General features: G+C 61.6%; 28 protein-coding genes. 12 read left to right on the plus strand and 16 right to left on the minus strand.

Annotation, left to right across the window (positions count from 1 at the left end; genetic code table 11):
- Positions 1-6: 6 nt before the first annotated feature.
- The gene (gene gloA / locus KSP9073_RS00790; protein ID WP_108841060.1) at positions 7-543 is read right to left on the minus strand and encodes a lactoylglutathione lyase; all 537 of its coding nucleotides are present in this window, start codon (positions 541-543) and stop codon (positions 7-9) included.
- Between the two features lie 120 nt (positions 544-663).
- A complete protein-coding gene (locus tag KSP9073_RS00795; protein ID WP_108841061.1) occupies positions 664-1,122 on the minus strand; it encodes a GNAT family N-acetyltransferase in 459 nt (152 codons plus the stop codon).
- 64 nt (positions 1,123-1,186) lie between these two features.
- Between KSP9073_RS00795 and KSP9073_RS00800 the strand changes: the two genes are divergently transcribed.
- Both KSP9073_RS00800 and KSP9073_RS00805 read left to right on the plus strand, forming a co-directional pair.
- Positions 1,187-1,837 (plus strand): glutathione S-transferase family protein, encoded by a 651-nt coding sequence (locus KSP9073_RS00800; protein WP_108841062.1) that lies wholly within the window; start codon positions 1,187-1,189, stop codon positions 1,835-1,837.
- Positions 1,838-1,874: 37 nt separating this feature from the next.
- Entirely contained in the window at positions 1,875-2,519 is a 645-nt protein-coding gene (locus KSP9073_RS00805) for a LysE family translocator (protein WP_108841063.1), read from the plus strand.
- Between the two features lie 61 nt (positions 2,520-2,580).
- On the opposite strand, the gene KSP9073_RS00810 is transcribed toward KSP9073_RS00805, so the two are convergent.
- The 3 genes from KSP9073_RS00810 to KSP9073_RS00820 form a co-directional block, all read right to left on the minus strand.
- Positions 2,581-3,678 carry a M42 family metallopeptidase gene (locus KSP9073_RS00810; RefSeq protein ID WP_207771383.1) on the minus strand — a complete coding sequence of 366 codons (1,098 nt, stop codon included), beginning with the start codon at positions 3,676-3,678 and terminating at the stop codon, positions 2,581-2,583.
- Positions 3,679-3,879: 201 nt separating this feature from the next.
- On the minus strand, positions 3,880-5,328 hold the full coding sequence (locus KSP9073_RS00815) for an aldehyde dehydrogenase (RefSeq protein ID WP_108841065.1): 1,449 nt from the start codon (positions 5,326-5,328) through the stop codon (positions 3,880-3,882).
- 81 nt (positions 5,329-5,409) lie between these two features.
- Positions 5,410-6,240, minus strand: coding sequence for a p-hydroxycinnamoyl CoA hydratase/lyase (locus KSP9073_RS00820; protein ID WP_108841066.1), 831 nt, complete (start codon positions 6,238-6,240; stop codon positions 5,410-5,412).
- 95 nt (positions 6,241-6,335) lie between these two features.
- On the opposite strand from KSP9073_RS00820, the gene KSP9073_RS00825 reads away from it, so the two are divergent.
- Positions 6,336-6,821: a MarR family winged helix-turn-helix transcriptional regulator gene (locus KSP9073_RS00825; protein ID WP_108841067.1), complete on the plus strand. Its 486-nt coding sequence runs from the start codon at positions 6,336-6,338 to the stop codon at positions 6,819-6,821.
- Between the two features lie 28 nt (positions 6,822-6,849).
- Here the strand turns inward: KSP9073_RS00825 and KSP9073_RS00830 are convergent, their stop codons facing one another.
- Positions 6,850-7,338 (minus strand): DUF3237 domain-containing protein, encoded by a 489-nt coding sequence (locus tag KSP9073_RS00830; RefSeq protein WP_108841068.1) that lies wholly within the window; start codon positions 7,336-7,338, stop codon positions 6,850-6,852.
- A 13-nt stretch (positions 7,339-7,351) separates the two neighbouring features.
- The gene (locus KSP9073_RS00835) at positions 7,352-7,855 is read right to left on the minus strand and encodes a MarR family winged helix-turn-helix transcriptional regulator (protein ID WP_108841069.1); all 504 of its coding nucleotides are present in this window, start codon (positions 7,853-7,855) and stop codon (positions 7,352-7,354) included.
- 210 nt (positions 7,856-8,065) lie between these two features.
- On the opposite strand from KSP9073_RS00835, the gene KSP9073_RS00840 reads away from it, so the two are divergent.
- Positions 8,066-9,895, plus strand: coding sequence for a feruloyl-CoA synthase (locus KSP9073_RS00840; RefSeq protein ID WP_243409060.1), 1,830 nt, complete (start codon positions 8,066-8,068; stop codon positions 9,893-9,895).
- Between the two features lie 100 nt (positions 9,896-9,995).
- Here the strand turns inward: KSP9073_RS00840 and KSP9073_RS00845 are convergent, their stop codons facing one another.
- The 4 genes from KSP9073_RS00845 to pobA all read right to left on the minus strand — a co-directional run bounded on the left by KSP9073_RS00845 (position 9,996) and on the right by pobA (position 14,214).
- Positions 9,996-11,288 carry a TRAP transporter large permease gene (locus KSP9073_RS00845; protein WP_108841071.1) on the minus strand — a complete coding sequence of 431 codons (1,293 nt, stop codon included), beginning with the start codon at positions 11,286-11,288 and terminating at the stop codon, positions 9,996-9,998.
- Position 11,289: 1 nt separating this feature from the next.
- Positions 11,290-11,817 carry a TRAP transporter small permease gene (locus KSP9073_RS00850; RefSeq protein WP_108841072.1) on the minus strand — a complete coding sequence of 176 codons (528 nt, stop codon included), beginning with the start codon at positions 11,815-11,817 and terminating at the stop codon, positions 11,290-11,292.
- A gap of 34 nt (positions 11,818-11,851) precedes the next feature.
- A complete protein-coding gene (locus KSP9073_RS00855; RefSeq protein WP_108841073.1) occupies positions 11,852-12,883 on the minus strand; it encodes a TRAP transporter substrate-binding protein in 1,032 nt (343 codons plus the stop codon).
- A 146-nt stretch (positions 12,884-13,029) separates the two neighbouring features.
- Positions 13,030-14,214, minus strand: coding sequence for a 4-hydroxybenzoate 3-monooxygenase (pobA, locus tag KSP9073_RS00860; protein ID WP_108841074.1), 1,185 nt, complete (start codon positions 14,212-14,214; stop codon positions 13,030-13,032).
- Between the two features lie 147 nt (positions 14,215-14,361).
- Between pobA and KSP9073_RS00865 the strand changes: the two genes are divergently transcribed.
- Positions 14,362-15,249: a helix-turn-helix domain-containing protein gene (locus KSP9073_RS00865; RefSeq protein ID WP_108841075.1), complete on the plus strand. Its 888-nt coding sequence runs from the start codon at positions 14,362-14,364 to the stop codon at positions 15,247-15,249.
- 22 nt (positions 15,250-15,271) lie between these two features.
- Here KSP9073_RS00865 and KSP9073_RS00870 read toward each other — a convergent pair whose 3' ends face one another.
- Positions 15,272-15,961: a GntR family transcriptional regulator gene (locus tag KSP9073_RS00870; RefSeq protein WP_108841076.1), complete on the minus strand. Its 690-nt coding sequence runs from the start codon at positions 15,959-15,961 to the stop codon at positions 15,272-15,274.
- A gap of 149 nt (positions 15,962-16,110) precedes the next feature.
- Between KSP9073_RS00870 and KSP9073_RS00875 the strand changes: the two genes are divergently transcribed.
- Complete coding sequence (locus tag KSP9073_RS00875) at positions 16,111-17,166, plus strand: aromatic ring-hydroxylating dioxygenase subunit alpha (RefSeq protein ID WP_108841077.1); 1,056 nt, start codon at positions 16,111-16,113, stop codon at positions 17,164-17,166.
- A 94-nt stretch (positions 17,167-17,260) separates the two neighbouring features.
- Positions 17,261-18,229, plus strand: coding sequence for a PDR/VanB family oxidoreductase (locus KSP9073_RS00880; RefSeq protein ID WP_108841078.1), 969 nt, complete (start codon positions 17,261-17,263; stop codon positions 18,227-18,229).
- A 69-nt stretch (positions 18,230-18,298) separates the two neighbouring features.
- Here the strand turns inward: KSP9073_RS00880 and KSP9073_RS00885 are convergent, their stop codons facing one another.
- Entirely contained in the window at positions 18,299-18,703 is a 405-nt protein-coding gene (locus KSP9073_RS00885) for a tautomerase family protein (protein WP_108841079.1), read from the minus strand.
- Between the two features lie 108 nt (positions 18,704-18,811).
- Between KSP9073_RS00885 and KSP9073_RS00890 the strand changes: the two genes are divergently transcribed.
- Positions 18,812-19,675, plus strand: coding sequence for a LysR family transcriptional regulator (locus KSP9073_RS00890; RefSeq protein WP_165814116.1), 864 nt, complete (start codon positions 18,812-18,814; stop codon positions 19,673-19,675).
- 46 nt (positions 19,676-19,721) lie between these two features.
- Here KSP9073_RS00890 and pcaG read toward each other — a convergent pair whose 3' ends face one another.
- The 3 genes from pcaG to KSP9073_RS00905 form a co-directional block, all read right to left on the minus strand.
- Positions 19,722-20,360 carry a protocatechuate 3,4-dioxygenase subunit alpha gene (gene pcaG / locus KSP9073_RS00895; RefSeq protein WP_108841081.1) on the minus strand — a complete coding sequence of 213 codons (639 nt, stop codon included), beginning with the start codon at positions 20,358-20,360 and terminating at the stop codon, positions 19,722-19,724.
- Between the two features lie 18 nt (positions 20,361-20,378).
- Positions 20,379-21,116: a protocatechuate 3,4-dioxygenase subunit beta gene (pcaH, locus tag KSP9073_RS00900; RefSeq protein ID WP_108841082.1), complete on the minus strand. Its 738-nt coding sequence runs from the start codon at positions 21,114-21,116 to the stop codon at positions 20,379-20,381.
- A 228-nt stretch (positions 21,117-21,344) separates the two neighbouring features.
- The gene (locus KSP9073_RS00905; RefSeq protein WP_108841083.1) at positions 21,345-22,145 is read right to left on the minus strand and encodes an IclR family transcriptional regulator domain-containing protein; all 801 of its coding nucleotides are present in this window, start codon (positions 22,143-22,145) and stop codon (positions 21,345-21,347) included.
- A gap of 154 nt (positions 22,146-22,299) precedes the next feature.
- Here KSP9073_RS00905 and KSP9073_RS00910 point away from each other — a divergent pair, with 154 nt between their 5' ends.
- From KSP9073_RS00910 to pcaF, 4 genes are all read left to right on the plus strand, one after another.
- Complete coding sequence (locus KSP9073_RS00910; protein WP_108841084.1) at positions 22,300-23,448, plus strand: lyase family protein; 1,149 nt, start codon at positions 22,300-22,302, stop codon at positions 23,446-23,448.
- Between the two features lie 242 nt (positions 23,449-23,690).
- A complete protein-coding gene (locus KSP9073_RS00915) occupies positions 23,691-24,515 on the plus strand; it encodes a CoA transferase subunit A (RefSeq protein ID WP_108841085.1) in 825 nt (274 codons plus the stop codon).
- A complete protein-coding gene (locus KSP9073_RS00920; RefSeq protein WP_243409061.1) occupies positions 24,512-25,351 on the plus strand; it encodes a CoA-transferase subunit beta in 840 nt (279 codons plus the stop codon). Before KSP9073_RS00915 ends, KSP9073_RS00920 begins: the two co-directional genes overlap by 4 nt.
- The gene (pcaF, locus tag KSP9073_RS00925; RefSeq protein ID WP_108841086.1) at positions 25,348-26,550 is read left to right on the plus strand and encodes a 3-oxoadipyl-CoA thiolase; all 1,203 of its coding nucleotides are present in this window, start codon (positions 25,348-25,350) and stop codon (positions 26,548-26,550) included. The genes KSP9073_RS00920 and pcaF overlap by 4 nt, the downstream gene beginning before the upstream one ends.
- Positions 26,551-26,582 lie beyond the last annotated feature (32 nt).

Consider the following 26,582-nt stretch of genomic DNA (forward strand, 5'->3'; position numbering starts at 1 on the left):
CGAGTGTTATTTCCCGGCGCCACCCATCAGTTCGGCCTGAATCACTTCGATCCAGTAGCCATCCGGGTCTTTTACGAAGATGACATTTTTCATTTTGCCGTCATTGGCGCGCTTGATGAACTCGACGCCCATGTCCTCAAACCACGTCTCGGCGCTTTCCAGATTGGGCACGTTGAAGCAGATATGGCCGTACCCCTGTGGGTCCGAGTTGCCGTTGTGATAGGCAAACTCTGGATCGTCCTCGGTGCCCCAGTTATGGGTCAGCTCCAGTAGTCCGCGCTGGCTGAAGGTCCAGATCGTGCGCTCATCCGGGTCTTCCGGCACGCTGTCTTCCGGAGACAGCTGCGTCAGGAAATAGAGCGTGAACTGAAGTTCGGGGAAGTCGAGCTTGCGCAGCAGGCGCATGCCGAAGACGTGAGTATAAAAATGCAGCGCCTTTTCCGGATCCTTGATGCGCACCATTGAGTGGTTGAGGGTAAAGCCCGCGGCGGCTGTCGGAATTTCCTCCGCCACACCCGGGGCCTTCTCGGTAAAGGTGGTCATGTGCCTCTCCTGTAAAACGTGTGCCTGCCAGTGTCGACCATGCCAGGCTCCCCTGCCACGGGCGAACGCATTTTTGGCAAGAGAGCAGGCAATGCTCCCGGTTCAGAAATGGCGCAGTCTTTATTGCGTCACGGCGGGCCTGTGCATATCAATGTGGGGAATGCCATCGTCATCGTAAGGCTCGCTGACCGCGACAAACCCAAAGGACTCGTAGAAGGCGGTCAGATAGACCTGCGCGCCGATCGTGATGCCCAGGCCCGGATAGATCTGCTCGGTGAAACGAATCGCTTCACTCATCAGCGCACGCCCGTATTGATATCCGCGAAAGGCCTCAAGCGTCATCACCCGGCCAATCGAGGGTTCGACAAACTTGTCGCCAGGCCCTACAAGGCGGACATAGGCAGCCAGCTGATCATTCACGGCTGCCCTGAGGTGCCAGGCCAGCGGATCAAGGGCATCCACTTCCTGATAAGCACACTGCTGCTCCACCACGAATACCGTCTCACGCGCTTTCGCGATCTCATAAAACTCGCGCGTGCTGAGCTCATCAAACCTCGACCAGCGAAACTCCAGGGACATGCCGGCTTCTCCTGCCTGTCGCGTTGTTTTTCGAGTACCGAGTGTACAAAAAGGAGAAAGCAGAATGCTGAAAATTTATGGGCGAATCAGTTCCTACAACGTGCAAAAGGTGCTTTGGCTGGCCGACGAACTCTTGCTTGATTACCAGCACACTCCCGCTGGCGGCGAATATGGAGGACTGGACCGTCCCGAGTTTCTGGCCATGAACCCAGGCGGGCGTATCCCGGTCATCGTGGACGGCACGACCATCATCTGGGAAACCCATGCCATTCTTCGCTACCTGGCGGCGCAGTACGGCAACGATAACTTCCAGCGGGAGTCACCCGCGGCACAATCCTTGATCGACCGCTGGGTCGACTGGTCGCTGTCAGAACTGGAACCGGCCTTTTTCGGCGGCATCTTCTGGGGCTATTACCGAACGCCGGACGCGCAGCGTGATCAGGCCGCCATTTCAAGGGCGCTCAAGCGCTGCGATCAACTTTATCAGCGACTTGATGATCAGCTACGCCAACAGCCCTGGCTCAGCGGTGAAACGCTGGGGCTTGCCGATATCCCGGCCGGTACGACACTGTATCGTTACTTCGAGATGGAAGACATTTCACGTCCCGAACTGCCCAATGTTCGACGCTGGTATCAGCAGCTGCAGGCAAGGGCCGCCTATCAACAACACGTGATGCAGCCCTTTGGTGAATTGAAGGGCCGGCTGGCCTACTAGAAAAACCGTTTAAACCCTCACTATCAGAGGACATCGCATGCTGGGCATCCATGATCTTGCCATTTTCATGCTCTCGGGCCTGATCCTGAACATGACGCCGGGGCCGGACTCGCTATTGATCGTGTCGCGAACCGCCACAGGCCGATGGCAGCAGGGCGCGGTGACGGCGCTGGGCATCAGTACCGGCACGCTGGTGCATGTGCTGGCCTCTGCTCTTGGGCTGTCAGCCATTCTGGCCACCTCTGCGATGGCCTTCACGGTGGTTAAATGGGTCGGGGCGCTCTATCTGATCTGGCTGGGTCTGTCGGCGCTGCTCAAGCGGCGCCATCAGACCCCGCAGGCACCGGTGACTCGTACCCGCCCTGCTCGTCTGCGCACCCTGTTTCGCCAGGGCTTTTTGACCAACGTGCTTAACCCCAAGGTGGCGCTTTTTTTCATGGCGTTCATGCCGCAGTTCATTGACCCGACAGCCCCCTTCAAACCAGTCGCCTTTCTGACGCTGGGGCTGATCTTTGATGTCGTAGGCACTCTGTGGAGTGTCGTCCTGATCACCGCTGTCACGCTGGGCGGACAGCGCCTGCGCCCCAGCGCCAGGCTCAAGGCATGGCTTGAGCGCAGCGTCGGGGTTATGTTCGTGGGGCTGGGCATTCGGCTGGCCCTGACGCGCACGCCTCATGCCTGAAAACCTCCGGCGCCCGAAGGCGCCGGAGGTTTCAGCAAGGGCCATGCTTCAGGGATGGCTGCTAGTCAAAATAGCTGAAGGTCTCGCCGGACTCGATATTCAAAAGCGTCTCGTAGATCAGTCGGATAACGTTTTCGACATCCTCGCGCTGCACCATCTCAACGGTGGTGTGCATGTAACGCAGCGGCAGAGAGATCAGCGCCGAGGCCACACCGGTATTGCTGTAGGCAAACGAATCGGTGTCGGTGCCGGTGGCGCGTGACTTGGCGACCCGCTGGAAGGGAATGTTGCCCTTCTCGGCCACGTCCAGGATGCGCTCGCGCAGACGGTTCTGCACCGCCGGGGCCCAGGCAATCACGGGGCCGGCACCCATCTTGTTGCTGCCTTCCTTTTTGGGATCAATCATCGGCGTGTGGGTGTCATGGGTCACATCGGTGACAATCGCCACGTCCGGGCGGATGCGCTCGGCGATCATCTGCGCACCGCGCAGGCCGACTTCTTCCTGGACCGAATTAACGATGTAGAGGCCGAAATCGAGCGTCTTGCCGTTTTCTTTGAGAAGGCGTGCCACCTCGGCAATCATGAAACCACCCATGCGGTTATCCAGCGCGCGGCAGACAAACTTGTTGCCGTTAAGCACGCTGAAGGTGTCCGGATAGGTGATCACGCAGCCGACATGCACGCCGAGCTTTTCGACCTCTGCCTTGTTGTCACAACCCACATCAATAAAGATATTGTCTGGCTTGGGCGCCTGCTCTTCGCTGCCGGGGCTGCGGCGGGTATGGATCGCCGGCCAGCCGAACACGCCTTCCACAATGCCGTTTTTGGTGTGGATATTGACCCGTTTGGAGGGCGCGATCTGATGGTCGCTGCCGCCGTTGCGGATCACATAGAGCAGCCCTTCATCGGAGATGTAGTTCACATACCAGCTGATCTCGTCGGCATGACCTTCGATCACGACCTTGTATTTGGCATCGGGATTGATCACGCCGACTGCCGTGCCATAGGTGTCGGTGAAAAATTCATCGACCCACGGGCGCAGATAGTCCATCCACAGTTTCTGGCCTTCCCACTCGTAGCCGGTGGGGGATGCGTTGTTGAGATAGCGCTCGAGAAACTCAAGCGACTGATCGTTCAAAAGGGTGCTGTTGTCACTCATGATGCGTCCTGTTCGTGCAGTCATTCCGGGATCGATCGATCCGTACGCCCTGACCATGGCGCGAATGAACCCTCGCGTCCAGTCTCGAGCGCTCGAGACAGAGTTCAAAGGGTTAAATACATGAGACCCCGGCCCGCTATCACGGCACCGGGGTCATGACCTGATGAAAAAACGCACAGGCCGAGGTTGATATCAAACAGGCTAAATCGGGTAGTGGCGCGGCCCCAGCTGCACGGTCATCCAGCGCAGGTCGGTAAAGGATTCGATACCGGCCCTGCCGCCAAAGCGCCCGTAGCCGCTGTCCTTGACCCCGCCAAAGGGCATTTGCGGCTCGTCATGCACGGTCGATGAATTAATGTGGCAGATGCCGGATTCGATCTGCCCGGCCACGCGCATGGCCCGCGCCGTATCACGACCAAACACCGCCGCCGACAGCCCGTATTCGCTGTCGTTGGCCACCCGAATCGCCTCGGCCTCATCGGCCACGCGAATCAGGGCCACTACAGGTCCGAAGGATTCCTCGCGATAAAGCCGCATGGTATCGGTGACGCCATCGACCAGCGTGGGCTGCATGATCACCCCTTCAGCCCGACCACCGGTCAAACGCCGTGCGCCCTTGCCTTCTGCATCATCCAGCAGCGCATTGAGCTTGTCGCCCGATGCCCGGTTGATCAGCGTGCCCAGCGCGTTGTTGGCGTCGCGTGGGTCACCGGCACGCAGCCCGGCCACCTTGCGGGCGAGCTTCTCGGCGAATGCATCGGCGATGGCCTCGACCACCACCAGCCGCTCGGTCGACATGCAGATCTGCCCCTGGTTGAAAAACGCCCCGAAGGCTGCGGCTTCCACGGCGGCGTCCAGATCGGCATCCTCAAGCACCAGCATCGGCGCCTTGCCGCCCAGCTCCAGCAGTGCCGGCTTGAGATTGCGGGCGGCGCGCTCGCCGACCATGCGCCCGACATGGGTGGAACCGGTAAAATTGATGCGGCGCACGCAAGGGTGATCAATCAGCGCATTCACCACCTCTGCAGCCTGATCGGGGGCGTTGGTGATCACATTGACGATGCCATCATTCAGACCGGCCTCGACAAGCACCTCACCGATCAGATGATGGGTCGCCGGACACTGCTCGGAGGCTTTCAGAATCACCGTGTTGCCGCAGGCCAGCGGGGTGGCAATCGCGCGAGTGGCCAGAATGATCGGCGCATTCCACGGCGCGATGCCCAGTACGACCCCGCACGGCACGCGCATCCCCATCGCCAGATTGTCCGGCACGTTGGACGGGATCACGTCTCCCCCCACCTGAGTGGTCAGCGAGGCGGCCTCACGCAGCATGCCGGCAGCGACCATCACGTTGAAGCCGGCCCAGCCCGGCGTCGCGCCGGTCTCATTGACCATGCGCTCGATAAACTCGTCCTGACGCGCCTCCATGCGATCCGCGGCGGCGAGCAGCTTCATGCGCCGCTCGCCGGGCCCGGTCTGCGACCAGCGTTTGAAGGCATTTTGGGCGGCCTCGACCGCGGCCACGGCGTCATCAAGCGTTGCCGCCGCGGCGCGGGTCACTACCGTATCGTCGAGCGGATTACGGCGCTCAAACGTTGCTTGCCGCCGGGCCGGTCGCGCCTGGCCTCCGATCAGAAGTTCGAGATTCATGACAGGCTCCATGGATACCGGGAATGATGATCGACCGCTGTACGGGTGATACCGGGCAGCGGCGTGTCCTGCACCCTGTGCTCAGCGACGGTAGCTCTGCAGCCCGGGTTTGATGCTTTTATCATCCAGAAACTGCTTCATGCCCTGTTCGCGACCGTGCTCCGGGTCGAGCAGCTGCGCCTGATCCAGCTTGGCATACAGGTACTCCTCGTTTTGCTCCCAGGTCAGCTCGCGGCACATCTTGAAGCCGGTCTTGGCGGCCCGCAGCACCACCGGGTTCTTCTCGCCCAGTGTCGCGGCCAGGGCCCGGGTGGTCTCGCGCAGCTCGGCAAGCGGGATGCTGCGATTGACCAGCCCCATATCGGCGGCCTGACGGCCGGTAAAGGTTTCGCCGGTCATGATGTAGTAAAGCGCCTGACGGTGACCGACAGTATCGGCCATCGCCTTGCTGACCAGATTGCCCGGGGGGATGCCCCAGTTGATTTCCGACAGGCCGAACACGGCGTCATCGGCCGCAATCGCCAGATCGCAGGCCACCAGTGGCGAGAAGGCGCCGCCGAAGCACCAGCCGTTGACCATGGCAATGGTCGGCTTGGCGTAGTGACGCAGCAGCTTCCACTGCCAGGTCGAGGCATCGCGACGCACCTTCACCCGCACGATCTCGGGGCTGGCATCGATCTCGCGGAAGTACTCCTTGAGGTCCATGCCGGCCGAAAACGACTCGCCGGCACCACTGAGCACCAGCACCCGGGCGTTCTCGTCAAGCTCCAGGGTTTCAAGCACGTCAATCATCTCGCGATTGAGCGTGGGGCTCATGGCGTTGCGCTTGTCAGGGCGATTGAGCGTGACCCAGGCGATGCCATCCTCAACGGTGACATCGACGGTATCCCAGCGGTTGTTGTAGTCGGTCATATCAGGTTACCTGTCAATTTAATATCAAGTAGGTTGATACTTACCTGACGTATACTAGTGCGAACCTTGTCACCTGCAAAGGGGAAATTCTGATCATGACCGACACTTCGGATTCAACTTTCGACGCATTGCCCGAGCCGTCACAGCCGAATGAGAGCGGTCCTCGCGTGCCGTATCTGGTCGGCCGGCTGGACCGCGCCCTGCGAAAGCATATCGGTGAGGCCGTGCGCCCACTGGGACTGACCATGCAGCAGTACACGGCGCTGTCGGTGCTGGCCAGACGCAGTCCGCTTTCCAACGCGCAGCTGGCCGAGCGCTCACTGGTCTCCCCTCAGGCGGCCAACGAGATGATCCGCATGATGGAGCAGCGCGGCCTGGTGATGCGCACCCCCGACCCCTGGCATGGGCGCATCATCCATATCAGCATGACCGAGGAGGGTGAGCACCTGCTGGCCGAGTGCGACCGGGCCGCCGGGGCGCTGGAGGCGACCATGATGGCGTCGCTGGATGATCAGCAACGCGAAGCGTTCGAGCAGTACCTCAAAACAGCGCTCAGGGCGCTGGGGGCGGGGCTGATCTAGCGCGAGCACACGGGGGCCGGCCTCCTGATCATGACGCGCCGGTCACCGCGAACAGATTGATGATGACGTCATCAGGCAGTCGCTGGGCGGCGCCGATAAAGATCGTGCGGTTGAGCCAGCCGAGATCGTCGCTGGCGGTGTGCAGACGCGGCGTGGTCTGAAAGTAATACGCCTCGGCCGGCACGACCTCGCCATTGACCAGTCGTGCCATGACGTCTTTCGGGGCGTGACGATAGCCGGTGTTGGTGACCTCGATGAGTTCGCCCGCATCGGTCTGCAGAAAATAGCGCGCCTCAAGCTCGGCCACGCCATCCGGGCGAAGGGTCTGCCAGTCGCCGCCGCCGGCCAGCACTCGTCCGTTGAGCCCGGGCCCTGAAAAATGGCCGCCGGTGATAGGGATAAAGCGACGACGCCCGAGGCGGTCCTTACCCAGCTCCAGCGGTGCTGCCACATCAACATGAATGCAGGTGACAAACTCGAGCGTCGGCGCCGATGGTCCGTGGTTATCGCTGGTCATGCAGGACGCTCCTCTATTTTTCCGGGGCCTGTGGGCTGTAGACCCTGCGCAGCAGGGCGAGCAGCTGACGGCGCTCAATGTCGCTCAGCCCCTGAGTCGCGGTCAGATCACTCTGCTCCGACAACGCCTTGAGCGTGACCACCAGCGCCTCCCCGGCGCGTGTCAGAAAGATGCCGTACGAGCGTCGATCGCGCTTGCTGCGCACCCGCACCGCCAGCCCTCTGGACTCCAGCGTATTGACCAGATTGACCACCCGCGGCGGGTCGATCGCCAGGGTCTGCGCAAGGCTTGCCTGAGTCACTCCCGGATACCCCTCGATGATCACCAGCGCCGAAAACTGGGCCGGGCGAATGTCGTGCTCGCGCATGGCCTCATCAAAGTGCTTGAACACCTTGAGCTGGGCGCGACGCAGGGCATAGCCCAGACGCTCCTCCAGAATCAGGCCGTCTACCGGACCGGTCTCGACCTCTTCCTGCATCACCTGATGAATCGGCGTTTTTTTGTCACTGACAGGCATGGCGTTGTTCCTCGAACCGGCAGCCAATTAATGGATCAAAGCAACCTTTCCATCAAGTTTAACGCAATTAGCAGTGCCTGCATCCCCTATTTGATGACCTAAAGTCGCATTTCCGGCGCCGGGCAAAGGGATATAGTTACTCTATACAACTATTTCCGGTATCGGTCAGCATCACTCCCATTTTTCATCACCCCCATCATGGAGCGCGCCATGAGGTCCGACAGCAGTTCCCTGCAGGAGCACGACACGTCAGATACGTCATATCACCTTGATGGCGGTAGCCTCGGGCCCTTCCCGCGCTGTCTGACCGAGCGCCTTGTCATGTGGGCGCAAACGCGCACGGACAGCGTGTTTCTGGCTCAGCGCGCTGCCGGCGCTGACATCCCGGGTGAAGAACTGCCCCCGTGGGTCACCCTGACATTTGGAGAGGCGGCAACGCGCATGGTGCATCTCGCCCAGGCGCTGCTTGATCACGACCTGTCACCGGACCGGCCGCTGGTCATTCTTTCCGGCAACGATCTCCACCACGCCCTGCTGACCTGTGCCGCCCTGCATGTCGGCATTCCCTGCGTGCCCGTCTCACCGGCCTACGCGCTGATGAAAGGGGATCACGCCCGGCTGCGCCACGCGCTGGAGACGGTAACCCCTGGCATGATCTTCGTTGACGATGAAGCCCGTTTTGCGGCCGCACTGGACGCCGTGGGACACGGAGAGACTCCGCTGGTAGCAACCCGACCATCGGCGCGGGCGCACGCTTTCGAGAGCATGGCCGACACGCCGCTCAGAGGCGACAGCGTCGAACGCGCTCACGAGGCCGTGACCGGCGACAGCGTGGCCAAGCTGCTGTTCACCTCGGGCTCGACCGGCATGCCAGGAGCGGTCATCAACACCCAGCGCATGCTCTGCAGCAACCAGGCCATGCTGGCGCAACAGCTGCCCTTTCTGGCAAGCACCCCGCCGGTGCTGGTGGACTGGCTGCCCTGGCACCACACCTTCGGTGGCAACACCATTCTGGGCATGGCGCTCTATCATGGCGGCGCGCTGTATATCGACGACGGTAATCCGACGCCCGAGGGCGTGCGCAAAAGCGTTGCCAACCTGCGCGAGATCTCGCCGACCTTTTACTGCAACGTGCCGAAAGGGTTCGAGGCGCTGGCCGGCCACCTGCGGGACGACACCGAGCTGCGCGACATTTTTTTCAAGCGTCTTGAAATGATGCATTTCGGCGGCGCGGTGCTGCCGGGGCATGTCAGGAGAGCGCTTGAGGCACTGGGCCGCACGGCCACCGGCCGGGCACTGCCGATGCTGGCAGGGCTCGGTTCCACCGAGGCGTGTCTGGCGTTTTCTACCGTTGAGGACGCCGACATTCCGGGCCTGATCGGCCGCCCGGTGCCCGGCCTGCAGGTCAGGCTGGTGCGCTCGGAAAACAAGTGGGAGGCGCGTCTGAAAGGCCCCAGCGTCACCCCCGGCTACTGGCGTGATCCCGAGCGCACCCGGGAGGCCTTTGATGAGCAGGGCTATTACTGCACCGGTGACGCCATGCGCCCTCTCGAGCCGGGCAACCCCGGCGCCGGGCTGGTCTTTGACGGCCGGCTCAGCGAAAACTTCAAACTCTCCAGCGGCACCTGGGTCAACGTGGGCGCGCTGCGCCTGGCCGCCGTTGACGCGCTGGCCCCCGTGGTCCAGGACATCGTGATCGTCGGTGAAGGGCGCGATTACCTGACGGCGCTGGTAGTGCTGCATCCGGCCGGCTGCCGACAGCAGCTGGGGTGCGAGGTGGACATTGACCCGGCAGCGCTGGCCCACGATGAGGCCCTTCGCGCGTTTATGACCCGGCGGCTGAGCGACTTTTGTACCGGCCGATCAAGCTCCATGTGCCTGGAGCGCCTGCTCATCCTCGACTTCCCGCTTTCGCTGGACCGGGGCGAGGTGACCGACAAGGGATCGGTCAACCAGCGGCTGGTCCGCGAAGGCTATCCGGCGCTGATCGACGAGCTTTATGCCGCCCCCCCTTCTTCGCGTCTGATACTGCCGACATGATCGATACCCCCATAATCTCACCGGCCTGATGCCCCCGAGCGCTTGCCAGAACGCCGACGATATCGTCGGCGTTTTCATTGACCCATCGGTAAGCGATGCGCTATCCGGTAACCAGATACAGGCTGAGCGCCGGAAACAGGATCAAAAGGGCCAGGCGTACAAAGTCCGAAATAATAAACGGCGTGACGCCGCGAAAGATCTCGCCCAGCCCCACGTGGGGCGCCATCGCCTTGATGACGAAGACATTCATGCCAACCGGCGGTGTAATCAGTCCCAGCTCGACGGTCAGCACCGTGACGACGCCAAACCAGACCGGGTCGATCCCCACGGACTGAATGATCGGATAGACCACCGGCACGGTGATCACCAGCATGGCGAGCGAATCCATGAACATGCCGAGAATGAAATACATCGCCAGAATGCATAAAAGCACCGCGATCGGCGAAAGCTCGAGGCTATAGAGATAGTCCGAAATGGAAAACGAGATACGCGACACCGAGATGAAATAACCCAGCGTCTCGGCGCCCACCAGCATGAAAAATACCACTGTCGAAAGTGCCAGAGTCTCCTGCAGCGCCCGCCACAGCCCGGCACCGCGCATGCCCTTGAAAAGGGCGTAGAGCAGAGTCGCAAAGGCGCCGATACTGGCCCCTTCGGTGGGAGTGAAGATCCCGAAGTAGATGCCGAGAATGATCAGCAAAAACACGCCGAAAAAAGGCACCAGCCCGGTCAGCGAAGCCAGCTTCTCCGACCAGCGGGTCGGCTCGCCGGCCACGGCCAGTGATGGGCGAAGCTTCATCACCACGGTGATGGTCAGGCAATAAAACAAGAGCCCCATCAGGCCCGGAATCAGCCCGGCCATGAACATGTCGCCCACCGACTGCTCGGTGAGAATGGCGTAGATCAGCAGCGCGATACTGGGCGGGATCATGATGCCCAGCGTGCCCCCGGCGGCCAGCGCTCCGGTGGCCAGCCCCCGGTTGTAGCCGTAGCGCTCCATCTCCGGCAGGGCGACCCGCGTCATGGTGCTGGCCGTCGCCAGCGACGAGCCGGAGATCGCCGAAAAGATGCCGCAGGAGCCGATCGCCGAGATCGCAAGCCCGCCCTTCCACCCACCACATAGGGTGCGAGTGGCCTCAAACAGCTTGCCGGCCATGCCCGAGTGCGCCGCCAGCACGCCCATCAGAATGAACATCGGGATGGCGCTGAAGCTGTAGTTGGTCAGTACCTCGACCGGCACCGAACGCACCATGGAGAGCGCCGCGCTCCAGCCGATGATCTGGGCAAAGCCGCCCACGCCAATCAGCAGCATGCTCAACGCCACCGGCACACGCAGTACCAGCAGCAACAGCAACAGCCCAAGACCCAGCGCGCCGATCATTTCACTGCCCATGTCAGATCTCCTCGACCGATGCGACGCGGTAATTAAAGACCAGCCCCAGCACCGCAAAGATCAGGCTGCGAACGCCCAGCAGCAGACTCAACCCGGCCGCCACCGCGTAGATCGGCCCCATCGGCAGTCGCAGGTCCTGGGTGACCTCCCCATGACCCTCGGCGCTGACGGCTGAATCCCACAGCCCCAGCGCCACGAGCAGGCCCAGCGCGGTAAAGCCCAGCAGATAGAAGCCGTTGAGGCGGGTCTTGAGAGTTTCGTTGAGCCGGTGGCTGAACGCCTCGACCACCACCTGCCCCTTTTCGACGTTGGCGGCCATCGAAGCCAGCAGGGCAAACAGCATCAGATAACTGACCATCTCCACACTGCCCGTGATGCGCAGCGTCACCGCACCGTCAGTGAGGCGGTACAGATAACGCAGCGTCACGTCAGCCACGGTGACCGCCAGCATGGCCGCGAGCGCCACACCGGCCACGAACCGGCCGAGCACTTCCAGCCAGCGTCCAAGTCCAAGAAGTCCCTGCTGCATCGCCATCCCTCCGGTTCAGACGTGGATATCGATCTCAGGAGGCCTTCGCATCACAGGCATTCCGGGCATCAAGGGCGGCTTGGTAGACGTCACGGCCCTGATCGATGCCGCGCGATTCCAGCCCGCTTAAATAGCCTTCGATGCCCTGCTTCAGGGGGCCCTGCCAGTCGGGATTGTCCAGCGGATGATCGATCACGCGGATGGTGTCGCCAGCCGCTTCGGCTTCCTGTTTCCCGGCGGCATCAAGACGTGAGAAGACAGCACCGGCGTTTTCGGCCCATTTCATGCCGGAGTTGGCATCGATGACCGCACGCTGGCTGTCGCTGAGACGTTCATAGGCGCGCTTGTTCATGGCGGCCACGAACACCACGGCGTAAAACGGCACCTGGGTGTGGTAGTGGGTCAGCTCGTTGAGCCGAAAAACCTTCATGCCCTCCCAGGGGAAGCTCAGACCGTCCAGCACGCCGCGCTGCATCGAGGTGTAGATGTCCGGCGCCGGCATGCCCACCGGACGGGCGCCCATGCTCTCGAGCATGTCTCCGGCCACCGCGGTCGGGCGTCGGATGCGCAGGCCATTGAGGTCGGCCGGCGTCTGCACATCGGTCCTGCGGGTATGGATATAGCCCGGCCCGGTAGTGAACATGAACAGCACGTGGCTGTCCTTGTACTCATCACCAAAGCGACCCTCGTCATACAGGGTCTGCACGATGCAGGCGCCCTGCGAGGCGTTGTCGATCACCCCTGGAAGCTCGGCGATCTGGGACAGCGGAAAGCGCCCGGCGGTATAGCCCTGGGCGGTCACCCCGATATCGGCGATGCCCCTGACAGTGGCGTCATAGGTATCGTCGGCCTTGCTCAGGGTCTGGGAGGGGAAATCCTGCACCCGCAGCTCGCCACCCGATTGCTCCGTGACCGCCTGTGCCCAGGCCTGAAAGATTTCCTTGTCTGTGGTCGAGCCACCGGGCCAGAAATGCGACATGCGAAGCGTGGTATCCGCCTGGCTGTGGCCGGCCCCAAGCAGGGCAATGGCGGCGGTCAATACGAAGGTGCCAAAACGAGTGTTCATGAGCGTTCCCGGTCCCGAATGGAAAATCGTTTCTTTTATTGCAGCGAAATGTTCGCCATAAGCACAAAAGTTCGCTTTAGATCACACAGTAAACTGCCCTCCGGAGTCGAGATAGCCGGACTTTAGTTGAGCCCGAGAGGCCGACGTCACATCAGTGCCTCAAGTGGCAGCCCGACATAGTTTTCGGCAATGGTAGTGAGTCCGGCCCGGGAACCGGTGGCATACTCAAGCTCGGCCTGTTGCAGGCGGCGCTCGAAATTTTCCTGATCGGAGAATCGGTGCAGGTTGGCGGTCATCCACCACGAAAAACGCTCGGCCTTCCAGACGCGGCGCAGGCAGATCTCGGAGTAGCGGGTGATGAGGTCGGTGCGGCCGTCACGATAGATACCGGTCAGTAGGTGATAGAGGGTATGAACGTCGCTGGCCGCCAGATTCAGCCCCTTGGCGCCAGTGGGCGGCACGATATGAGCCGCATCGCCGGCCAGAAACAGGCGGCCGTACTGCATGGGCTCAACCACAAAACTGCGCAGCGGCGCGATGCTCTTTTCGATCGAAGGGCCGGTGACCAGCCTCTCGGCGACATCATTGGGCAGGCGCGCGGCCAGCTCCGTCCAGAAACGATCATCCGACCAGGCCTCGACGTTCTCCTCGGCCGGCACCTGCAGGTAGTAGCGGCTAAGATGGCGCGAGCGCATGCTGCACAGGGCAAAGCCGCGCGCGTGGCTTGAATAGATCAGCTCGTCGTTGACCGGCGGCGTCTCGGAGAGCATCCCCAGCCAGCCAAACGGATAGACCCGCTCAAAGGTCTTGAGACGGTCCTTGGGAATCGAGCGGCGCGACACGCCGTGGAAGCCGTCACAGCCCGCCACGTAGTCACACTCGAGCTCGACGTGCTCGCCGTCTTTCTCAAGGGTTACCCGCGGTCGCTCGGTGTCGAGAGCGTGCAGCGCTACCTCATCGGCCTCATAGATCGTGGTCGCCCCGGCAGCGACGCGGGCCGCCATCAGATCCCGGGTGACCTCGGTCTGGCCGTAGACCATCACTGTCTTGCCACCGGTCAACCCGGCCAGGTCGATGCGCACGCGGCGCTGATCGAGCGCCAGCTCAAAGCCATCATGCACAATGCCCTCCTGCGCCATGCGCTGATCCACGCCGGCCTCGCGCAGCAGATCCACCGTGCCCTGCTCCAGCACGCCGGCGCGGATGCGCCCCAGCACGTAGTCGCCCGAGCGGCGCTCGATGATTACATTGTCAATGCCCTGGCGCTGTAGAAGCTGGCCCAGCAGCAGACCAGCAGGGCCGGCGCCAATAATGGCCACTTGTGTACGCATCACGAACTTCCGTTTCAGAAATGATGCGTCACATTGTCAGCCTCGCGGTACGCGTCTTTAAGGCACAAATGAACGACGAAATGACAATATCCACGGATTCACCGCTGACTTTAGTCTGTCACTCACCCTTCACGCGGGAGTGTTGCGATGACGATCGCCCAGACAGTGCCCGTTTTTCGTCTCTACGGAGAAACCCGGGACTGGCCCACGCCGGATCTGCTGCACTGTGAGACCATTGCCGATCGCAGCCGGCCGCACGGCTGGTATATCAGACTCCATCGCCACGCCGATCTGATGCATCTGCTGCTGTTGACCCAGGGCGGTGGCCACGCGCATCTCGGCGAGCTGGCCTGTCAACTGACGCCGCCGGCGCTGATCTGCGTGCCGGCCACGGTGTCCCATGACTTTCACTTTTCACCGGATACCGAAGGCCATATCGTCACCCTGGCGCGTCCGCTGGTGGAGCAGCTCCAGCAGCGTCTGCCCCAGGCGCCGGTGCTGCAGCACGCCGATCACTACGTCCTCGCCGATCGCGCCGAATGCATACCCCTGACGGCACTGTTCGAGCAGCTGAACACCGAATACCGCCATACCCCGATGGGCCAGCACGAGGGGCGCGAAGCCATGCTCAACGCCCTGATCGAGGCAGTCGTTGTGCAGCTGTGGCGCCGTGCGCGCTGGCAGCCGCATCATCATCGCGCCGCACCCCACCGGGGAGAGCAGCATCTACAGCGTTATCAGGCGCTGATCGAGACCTGCTTTCGTGACCAGCCCACCGTGCCGCAGATGGCGGCGGATGTAGGCATCAGCAGTGCCCATCTCAACGAGCTCTGTCGAGCGCTGGCCGGGCGCAGTGCGCTGCAGCTGTTGCACGATCGGCTGCTGCTCGAAGCACGTCGGCAGCTCACCTACACCCGTCACAGCGTGGCCGCCATCAGCGACCAGCTCGGCTTTTCCGAACCCGGCTATTTCACCCGCTTTTTCAAGCGCCACACCGGCGAGACGCCGCGCGCCTTTCGCCAGCGTTTGCCCTGAAGGCATTGATCAGCGGCCCGGCTCAGCGCCTGTCGGGAGGATCAAGACTCAGCAGCTCGCCGTAGCGCAGCCCGATATAGGCATGCTCGCGCATGAGCATCTCGGCCCGCGCGCCTTCGCCCTGTCGCAACGCCTGAACGATGGTCTGATGCTGGGTCTGAGCAACATGAAGCTTGCGATACTCCCGATCCAGCGCCTGCGTATCGAGAATGATCGAATCCGCCGAGGCAAAGGGCAGGTGGTCGTTGCGCGCCAGCGCATCACCAATCACCGAGCTGCCAATGGATCCAATGATGGTAGTGTGAAAGCACTCATTGAGTTCGCTCCAGACGGTCACATCGTCAGCCTCCAGAAAGCCTTTCTCAAGCACCGCATGCCCGCGGTCAAGGCAGTCGATCAGTTGCGCCTCAAGCGCCGTCGACAGGCCCTGCTCTGCCAGTCGTCGAGCTGCGACCCCTTCCAGCGCTCCCCGCACCTCCAGCGCACAGAGAATGTCCGTCTCGGTGAAGGCGCGCACGCGATAACCGCGCTGCCCGGCGCGCTCCAGAAGCCCTTCCTGTTCCAGAGTACGAAAGGCCAGCCGGACCGGGGTGCGTGACACCCCCAGATGCTCGGCCACATGCAACTCGGCCAGACGCTCACCTGCCGGGTAGCGCCCCTCGCGAATCCACTGGCGCAGACTGGCCACCACACTCGTATTGTTTTTGCTCACCGCCCTGCCCCGCGTCAAAAAAGCCTTTAGAGAATACTGCTGGCGCCAATGGATCCAACCAAAGCATATATTGACCAATCAAGCCTCGAAGAGCTCTACTCTGGATCCAATAACATATTAATAATTCATCCGCTGATGAGGACCACACCATGTTTCCCAAAAACGTCTGGTATGTCGCCTGCACGCCTGAAGAGATTGATGATAAGCCGCTGGGCCGTACCGTCTGCAATGAAAGGATCGTGTTCTTTCGCGCCGAGGAAGGCAAAGTCGCCGCCGTCGAGGATTTCTGTCCGCACCGAGGCGCGCCGCTGTCGCTCGGTTTCGTGCGCGATGGCCAGCTGGTCTGTGGCTATCACGGGCTTGAGATGAACTGTGAAGGCAAATGCTCGAGCATGCCCGGCCAGCGCGTGCGTGGTTTTCCTGCCAACCGCACCTATCCGGTGGTCGAACGCCACGGGTTTATCTGGGTCTGGCCGGGCGAGGCCGACAAGGCCGACCCCGAACTGATCCCGGAGCTGCACTGGGCCGAAAGCCCCGACTGGGCCTACGGCGGCGGGCTTTATCACATTCAGTGCGATTATCGCCTGATGATCGACAACCTCATGGACCTGACCCACGAAACCTACATTCACGCCTCCAGCATCGGCCAGGCCGAAATCGAGGAAGCCGCGCCCGAAACCGTGGTCAACGGTGATGAAGTCATCACTCGCCGGGAGATGGAAAACATCACCGCGCCACCGTTCTGGCAGGCGGCACTGAGGGGCAACAACATGGCCGAGGACATGCCGGTGGATCGCTGGCAGGTCTGCCGCTTCACACCGCCCAGCCATGTGCTGATCGAGGTCGGCGTCGCCGCGGCCGGCAAGGGCGGCATCAATGCGCCTGCCGAGTCGCGCGTGGCCAGCGTCGTGGTCGATTTCATCACGCCGGAAACCGAGACCTCGCACTGGTACTTCTGGGGCATGGCGCGCAACTTCAATCCGCAGGACGAGGCGCTGACCGAGCGCATCAAGGAGGGTCAGGGCAAGATCTTTGCCGAGGATCTGGAGATGCTCGAATCCCAGCAGAAAAACCTGCTGGCATACCCCAACCGCCGCCTTTTAAGCCTCAACATCGACGGCGGCGGTGTGCGTGCCCGGCGCATTATTGATCGCCTGCTGACCGAAGAAGCCGCGCCCTCCCCCGGTGCTGCCGCCGCCGGCTGAAGCGCCTTTCGCCCACGACCCAGCGATCAATGACGAACGGCGCCCGGCGCCGTTCGTCCCTTGAGTCGGTTTGCTACCGAACAGGAGTTCCGTGATGAGCAACACAACACTTTCCATGTTCGTGCAGGTGATCGAGCGGCGCGTCGAGGCCGAGGACGTCATCGCTCTGACGCTGGCCGACCCGCACGGCCGACCCCTGCCCGCCTTCAGCGCCGGCGCCCATATCGACGTACGCGTCAGCGATCAGATCACCCGCCAGTATTCGCTGATCGGCCAGCCCGACACCCGTGATCGCTACCACATTGCCATCCTGCGCGAGCCCGCCTCACGCGGCGGCTCGGCCGCGCTGCATGACACCTTCAATGAGGGCGATCTGCTCCAGATCAGCGCCCCGCGCAATCACTTCGCACTCGAACCAGCCCCGCATACGCTGCTGTTTGCCGGCGGCATCGGCATCACGCCGATTCTGTGCATGTTTGAACGCCTGACACAGACGCATGCCGACGTTGAGCTGCACTACGCCGCCCGCACCCGGACGCGCATGGCCTTTGCCGAACGCCTTGAGGCGAGCGACAGTGCCGAGCAGGTGCATCTCTACTACGACGACACCCCTGACGCCGGCCGGCTTGATGTCACCGCACTGGCCGCGGCAGCACCGAGGGATACCCATGTTTACGTCTGCGGGCCGGCGGGGTTTATCGATCACGTGCTGTCGACGTTCAAGGCTCACGACTGGCCGCAGGATCAGCTGCACTGCGAGCACTTCAGCGGCGCAGCGCAAGGGGATGAGGATGACACCAGCTTCGAGATCAAAATCGCCAGCAGCGGCGCCACCTTCACCGTGCCCGAAGACAAGAGCGTCTATCAGGTGCTGACCGAAAACGGCATCGAGATCATGGTCTCCTGCGAACAGGGCGTGTGTGGCACCTGCCTGACCCGCATTCTGGAAGGCGAACCCGACCATCGCGATCTATATCTTGAAGAGCATGAACACGCCGCCAACGATCAGTTCACGCCCTGCTGCTCGCGTGCCAAAAGTCGGCTACTGGTACTGGATCTGTAATGGAATAATTTCGCTGGATCGGGCGATCGCTTAAAGGCAAGCGCCCGGTCAAATCATTACCCTGTATTGCTACACACTTGCCATAGCATGTTGATAACGATGTTCCTGCGTCTCGCCCCCATAACCGTAGGCGCTAGCCCTGCAATCGATAATATGAATATTTGAATGCGGATGGATATCGCCAATCAGTTTCGTCAGTAGATCGAATGCGTCGCGATGATAGCGAGCTTTTTCTTCTCGGGTATTAGTTTCATCTGTAACCGTAACTTCCAGCCTGAATGAGTTTTTTCCCAATTCCTGAAGGGATCGTCCGGAAATAAACCAGTCTTCGCGGGGAAAGTAGTCAACCATGAGCATAGTGGCATTGTATGGCTTATCGAGTGACGATGCGGTCAATTGACCGAGCTCATGGGCTACACGCCGGGTCAGCTCATCGTTAGAGGCACCAGAAATAGTAAGGGTAATTCGCGGCATGCTGTAGCTCCTTGGATAAAAGGGAGCAATTACCATGACGCTTCCCAAGCCATCGGAAAAACGGGAAAATCCGATGTCATCCAACAGATAATCGCATGGATGACTTTTATGCGCCGATTTGATCTGGAACTGCTGTACGCATTGGTTACGGTAGCTGATAGCGGCAGTTTTACCGCTGCGGCTATTCGATTGTGCCGTTCCCAGTCTGCGGTTAGTGAGCAGATACGCAAACTTGAAGAATTTTGCGGATCAATTCTTTTTATTCGCAGGAAAACTGGTGTTCAGCTTACGGCAGCGGGAGAGCGCCTCCTGCCACAGGCCAGAGAGCTGCTCAAACTAAACGATCTCGTTTATAGAGACATTCAAAGCGATGAATTGTCGGGGACGCTTCGCTTGGCGATTACCGACTATTTTCGACCCGATGACATTGCCAATGTCTTGCGGCGTCTGCAACGTGATTACCCGAAACTAAAACTGCATGTCGATATCCAACCAAGCGCACTGATCGATCAAAACGTATGTAATGCCAATTACGACATTGGCCTTGTCATGAAGCCTTTGCCGATAGGAGATTTCCTTCCAGAGGGATGGCTTGAACTATATCGAGAACCACTGCATTGGGTCGCAGCGGACAAGCTCGTGACCAAGCTCAGGCCACTGCCTTTAGTGATGATGCCTGAATCATGCACGATGCATCGCCTTGCGATACATCAGCTACATCAGCACGGAACGCCCTGCGAAATCATCCATTCAGCCTCTGGTGTCACAGGACTTCAGTTGGCGCTGGCTGCAGGATTGGGACTTGGCTGTCTGAATACTTCCAGCATTAACAAGTCCCTTGTTCGTCTTGGTCGAGAAGATGGCTTGCCGGATCTGCCAGAAGCAGCGTTCGCATTGATACCTGGAACCCTACAAACACCTTTCCAAAAAAAGGTATGCACCATACTGACCGATATATTGCGCCGTTCCTGAGAAAATATATTGAGAGTATTTACCTCAATATATTTCCGTATTGATTTCAGAAGTCGAAAAACACTGTCTCGCCTTCGCCCTGAAGGCGAATATCAAAGCGATAGCGTTCCACACCGTCACCGCTGTCGGACTCGCGCCGAGCCAGCAGGGTCTGGCGACGCGTGGGCGATTCAATGGCATTAAAAACCGGACAGCCCGCATTGGCCTCGCTTTCATCCTCAAAGTAGAGCCGGGTGTTGAGGTGGATATTAATGCCGCGGGCAAACACCGTCAGATTGATGTGCGGCGCCATCTGCCGACCGTTGCCAAGCGTTACGGCGCCGGGCTTGATGGTGAGAAACTGCCATTCGCCGTCATTTTCCACCGTCGCGGCCGTCCGTCCGAAGCTGTTAAATGGCGCATCACTGTCAAACCGGGGCTGATACTCGCCGCTGGCATCCGCCTGCCAGGCCTCCAGCAGGGCATCACGGACAGTATCGCCATTGCCGTCGATGACCCGGCCGATGACCTCGATACGCTCTCCTTCGGCCTGATCACCGGCCAGCCGGTTCCAGATCTCCTGCTCCCGCGGCGGCAGGCCGGCGATATCGAGCGCCAGTCCAATATGGACATAGGGGCCGGCGGTCTGCGAGGCGGTTTCGCGCAGCACGCCATCCGCCATCGGTTGCGCATTGGGCTGTTGCATGACTGATCTCCTTTTCACTTAACCCTGATTTTCAAACCAGGTTTGCAGTTCACCGCGCACGACAAGATCAAAGCGATAGGTCAGACAGTCCATGGTACGGCTGTGGGCCATATCCAGCCGCCCGACCATGGTGGCCACGGCCTCGGGGTCGCGCAGCGTTTGTACGATGGGACACAGCGGAATCAGCGGGTCGCCCTCGAAATACATCTGGGTGATCAGGCGTGTCGAGATCGAAGGCCCCATCACGGAGACGTGAATATGGGCCGGGCGCCAGCTGTTGATGTCGTTGGGCCAGGGATAGGGACCGGGCCTGATGGTGCGAAAGCGATACCAACCCTGCTCATCGGTCAGACAGCGCCCCACGCCGCCAAAGCCGGGGTCCAGCGGGGCAAGATACTGGTCCTTCTTGTGCCGGTAGCGCCCGCCGGCGTTGGCCTGCCACATTTCCACCAGCGTGTGGGGAATGGGCTTGCCGAACTGATCGATGACCCGACCATGCATCATGATGCGCTCGCCGATCGGCAGTCCCGAGTGCTGCGGATCCTCACGGAAGTTGAGCAGCAGATCATTGTCGTGCGGCCCCATGCGCAGGTTTTGAAAATCCGGACCGGACAGCTCGGACAAGGTGGGTTTCAGCAGACTGACCAGCGCCTGGCGCGGTGAGCGGGCCACCGATGTCTTGTAGCCTGGCGTGTGAGGGGCGGGGTGCCAGTTGCGATCGCGCGGTACAAAGCGCCTGTTCTCTATATCCGACATGGCTTGCATCTCGTGGGTGAATGAAGCGCTCGGCGGGCGGGCAGCGGTGCAGGAAAGAAGTGCCTTACCGGCGATTTGTTCGCGATATGAACACTTCTTTGTGATGCGAACCAAACTATGGAGCCGGTCTGCAAAAGGCAATCACCACTTTGGTCGCAGATCGGTCAACCGGTTTGAGGGATAGTGCAGGCACAAGAGGCCTGCCCGACAGGGGTGACTGCAGAGGGCTTACTGCATGTGACGGGCCAGCTGATCGCGTTTTTCCAGCAGCAGCGGCAGGAAGTCCTCTCTCAACTGCTGCTCGGAGATACGCATGGCGTTGGTGCTGATATTGATCGCCCCCAGCAGCCGCCCGGTCCCGGCATACAGTGGCACCGCCAGCGAGCGCAGACCGGAATCAAGCTCCTGATCCACAATGCAGTAGCCGTCGCGGCGCACCCGCTCGATCTCGGCGCGAAAGGCGGTCATATCGGTCAGGGTGTACTCGGTATGAGCCTCGAGCGTCACGCCCTCGAGCAATCCATCAAGCGTGGCTTCCTCCAGCTGCGCCAGCAGCGTGCGCCCCATCGAGGTGTAAAGCGCCGGCAGCCGGGTGCCGACCGACAGCGTAATGGCCATCAGCCGATGGCGAGCAGCCGAGCGGGCGGCGTACACCACGTCGAGCCCGTCGAGCACGCCGAGTGAGGCCGATTCGCCCGTGCGCTCGGTCAGCGCTTCCAGCCCCTGCTGGACCACCGAGTGATAGTTATTGGCCGACAGAAACGAATAGCCCAGCGACAGCACGCGCGGTGAGAGCTCGAACTGACGCTTGCGCCGCGCCACGTAGCCCAGCGCCTGCAGGGTCAGCAAAAACCGGCGGGCCCGGGCCCGATTCATGCCGGTGCGGGTGGCCACCTCGCTGAGCGTCATGCTGCGATGCTCATGGTCAAAGGCAGAGATGACCTCAAGCCCACTGGCCAGGGCCGTCACAAAATCTCGATCGTCCGGCGTAATCGCGGCATCGTCGTCGCCGTCGGTCGGCTTCACCATCAAGGGGTCTCCTGAAAAAGGGATCAACAGGCATCCACCAGGCGGCCGGTACCAACGCTCGCCAGCCGTCAGAGCGCATGCCAGGATAAGGGTGTTCGCTCAACGTACAAAAGGTCGCAGAGTATCTGCACCAGCGCAATAGCGGGGAGACATCATGGCCGTGGCCTTTCTTCAGCACCCTTTCATGAGTCAGGCGGCGCTTGAACATTTTGACAGCGCCGCCCTGGTCGATGCCATGAGGCATTTCGAGCTGGCCCTGGCCGACAGCGAAGAGCGCCACGGCGTGCTGCCCGCAGGTACCGGCGAGACACTGCGACAGCATCTTGCCGGCCACGTGTTTGATCTCGAGGATCTGGAAAACGGTACGGCGCTGGGGGGCAACGTGGCCATTCCCTTCGTGCGTCAGGCAAAAGCCGCCCTGCCCGAAGATCTGCGGTCTCATTTTCATTTTGCCGCTACCAGCCAGGACGTACTCGACAGCGCCCTGATGCTGTTGAGCCAGCGCCGCCTGCCCACTCTGCTGACGCTGGTTCAGCGCAACCTGAGCGCACTGGCTGCCCTGATGGACCGCCACCGCGATACCGCCATGATCGGGCGCACACTGATGCAGCAGGCCCTGCCGATCACCTTTGGCATACGCGCCGCCCAGTGGGCCCTGCAGCTCGATGAGGCCAGGGCGCGTCTGGAAAAGATCGTCACGACGGGGCTGCCGCTGCAGTTCGGCGGACCAGTGGGCATTCACAACGGCCTCGAAGACGGACTCGCCATCATGGAAACGCTGGCCGCCTCGCTGGGGCTGCGCGCCCCGCTGCTGCCCTGGCATACCGACCGCCAGCCGATTCATGCCCTGATCACCGCACTCGATGCCCTGGCTGTAGCCGCCGACAAGATCGCTCTCGATGTGGCCCTGCTGGCACAAAGCGAGATCGGTGAGCTCAGCGAACCCGCGGGTGACGGCGTGGGGGGCTCCTCGTCGATGGCCCACAAGCGCAATCCGGTGCGCTGCGCGCTGATCCGCACCGCCACTCGCCACGTTCATGGCCACACGGCCACCGTGATCAACGCCGCCAGCCAGCCACTGGAGCGCGGTCTGGGCGAGTGGCACAGCGAGTGGGCGCCGCTGATCGAAAGCCAGCAGTTACTCGAAGGTGCCCTGTTACAGCTCGCCGTGCTGCTGGAAGGGCTGGAAGTTCACGACGAGGCCATGGCCGCAAGGCTTGACGCACTCGGCGTGGCCGCCCGACATGATCGCGACAGCAGCCACCGTCAGATTGATCGGGTGCTGGCGCACCTGGCCCGGTAGTCACGCGGGTCGATGAGGCCCCCTCCCGACTCGCTTATAGACCTTGGTCGCATTTTTGCTGCCGTCGCCCTCATGCGTCGGCGGCATTTTTTGCTTTCAAAACAATCTCCTGCCAGCGGGGCTGACAGATTTCCACGTCATTATCCACCTCCAAACGTGTATTGACGGCCTGCTCGGCCTCGCCCTAATCTGGTTCGCAGTGCAAACATAAAGTTCACATGGCGAACAAAGAGGGCCTTCTCATGGCTGAGTTTCTTTCGCTCCACGAGGCGATCGCCCGCCACGTCCACGATGGCGACACCGTGGCGCTGGAAGGGTTTACCCATCTCATTCCGTTTGCCGCCGGCCATGAGATCATCCGCCAGAAGCGCCAGAACCTGACGCTGATTCGCATGACGCCCGACCTGCTCTATGACCAGATGATCGGCATGGGCTGTGCCTCGAAACTGATCTTCTCCTGGGGCGGCAATCCCGGAGTCGGCTCCCTGCATCGCCTGCGCGATGCGGTCGAGAAGCACTACCCCGCGAAGCTGGAGATCCTTGAGCACAGCCACGCCGCCATGGCCTGCGCCTGGGAGGCGGGTGCTGCCGGGCTGCCGCTGGCCGTGCTGCGCGGCTACATCGGCAGTGACCTGCCGCGGGTCAACCAGGACATTCGCCATATCGACTGCCCCTTTACGGGGGAGCGCCTGGCCGCCATTCCAGCCAATCGGCCCGATGTCACCGTCATTCATGCCCAGAAGGCAGACCGGGCAGGCAACGTGCTGATCGAGGGCATCATCGGCGTGCAAAAGGAGGCCGTACTGGCCGCCCGCCGCAGCGTGGTGACCGTTGAGGAAGTCGTGGACAGCCTTGAGGCCCATCCCAATGCCTGCGTGCTGCCGGCCTGGGCGATCAGCGCCATCGCCGTCGCCCCCGGCGGCGCCGCACCGTCCTATACCCACGGCTACTACGGTCGGCGCAACGACTTCTACAAGCAGTGGGACACCATCGCCCGCGACCGCGACACCTTCCGCCAGTGGATGGAAGACCACGTCATGAATGTCGAAGAAGGAGTATCTGCATGAGTGACATGCCCCCTGTCCATGACAGCACGACGGCGCGTGACTACACCGCCACCGAAATGATGACCGTGACGGCCTCGCGCGCGCTGACCAACGGCACCACCTGCTTTGTCGGCATCGGTCTGCCCAGCGAGGCTGCCAATCTGGCCCGCCTGACCCATGCCCCCGACACGGTATTGATCTACGAATCCGGCACCCTGCAGACACGGCCCGACGTGCTGCCGCTGTCGATCGGTGACGGCGAACTGTGCGACACGGCGCTGTCCACCGTGTCGGTGCCGGAGATGTTTCGCTACTGGCTGCAGGGCGGCCGGGTCGATGTGGGCTTTCTCGGCACCGCCCAGATTGATCGCTACGCCAATCTCAACACCACGCTGATCGGTGACTACCGCGAACCAAAGGTACGCCTGCCCGGTGGCGGCGGGGCTCCGGAAATCGCCACCAACTCGCGTGAAGTGTTTGTCATGATCAAGCACTCCCCGCGCGCCTTTGTCGAAGAGGTCGATTTCATCACCAGTCTTGGTTTCGGCCGCGACGGCCGCGCCCGTGACGATCTGCACCCCGAAACCGCTCGCCACACCGGCCGTGGCCCGACGCTGGTGATTACCGATTTGTGCCTGATGCGACCGGACCCGGACACGCACGAACTGGTGGTCACCTCGATTCATCCCGGCGTCACCCGCGAGCAGATTGTTGATGCGACCGGCTGGCCGGTGCGCTTTGTCGACGCCCCCGAGGCCACCCCCGAGCCGAGCGGGCATGAAGTCAGCACGCTGCGCGAGCTCAAGGCGCGCACCGAGCGCCATCACAGCGGTCATCATGAGGAGAAAAGCGCATGACGGACGTCTATCTGTGCCATCCCAGACGAACCGCGATCGGCAAGTTCGGCGGCGCGCTGGCCACCGTGCGCCCCGACGACATGGCCGCGCGCATTTTCGAGGCCGTCCTGCGTCAGGCGCCGGATCTCGACCCGGCAGCCATTGATGACGTCATCATGGGCTGTGCCAACCAGGCCGGTGAGGACAACCGCAACGTGGCCCGCATGGCACTACTGCTGGCCGGCCTGCCGCAGAGCGTGCCCGGCACCACGATCAACCGGCTGTGCGGTTCCAGCATGGACGCCATTGGTACCGCAGCGCGGGCCATTCGCGCCGGCGAGGCCGAGCTGATGCTGGCCGGTGGGGTCGAGTCGATGTCGCGCGCGCCCTATGTCATGGGCAAGGCCGACAGCGTCTGGTCACGTGGCCAGACGATGGAAGACACCACCATGGGCTGGCGCTTCGTCAATCGTTTGATGAAGGAACGCTTTGGCACGCACTCAATGCCCGAAACGGCCGAAAACGTGGCCGAACAGTTCAACATCTCGCGCGAGGATCAGGATCTTTTTGCATTGGCCTCCCAACAGCGTACAAAGCGCGCGCAGGACAGCGGCCGCCTGGCGCTCGAGATCGAGCCGTTTGAAATCGCCCGGCGCAAACAGGACCCGCTGATCCTTGATACCGACGAGCACCCGCGCGACACCACGCTTGAAAAGCTCGCCGCCCTGCCTGCGCCCTTTCGCGACGGCGGCAGCATCACCGCCGGCAACGCCTCCGGCATCAACGACGGTGCCGTAGCCATGCTGGTCGCCAGTGAGGCGGCGGTAAAACGCTTCAACCTCACCCCGATGGCCCGCCTTCATGGCATGGCCACGGCCGGAGTCGAGCCGCGGATCATGGGCATGGGGCCGGTACCTGCCACCCAAAAACTGCTGAGTCGGCTGGGCATGACGCTGGATCAGCTCGATCACATCGAGCTGAACGAGGCCTTTGCCGCCCAGGCGCTGGCGTGTCTGCGCGAGCTGGGGATTCGTGATGACGACCCGCGGGTCAATCCCAACGGCGGCGCCATTGCGCTTGGCCATCCGCTGGGCATGTCGGGCGGGCGCATCATCACCAGCGCCATGCACGAGCTTGAACAGCGCGGCGGACGCTTTGCGCTGTGTACCATGTGCATCGGCGTCGGTCAGGGCATCGCAACGGTGCTGGAGCGGCTATGATTTCTCCTTCATGACCCTATAACGACAAGGAA

The sequence above is a fragment of the Kushneria phyllosphaerae genome (assembly GCF_900312995.1).
GTDB lineage: Bacteria > Pseudomonadota > Gammaproteobacteria > Pseudomonadales > Halomonadaceae > Kushneria > Kushneria phyllosphaerae.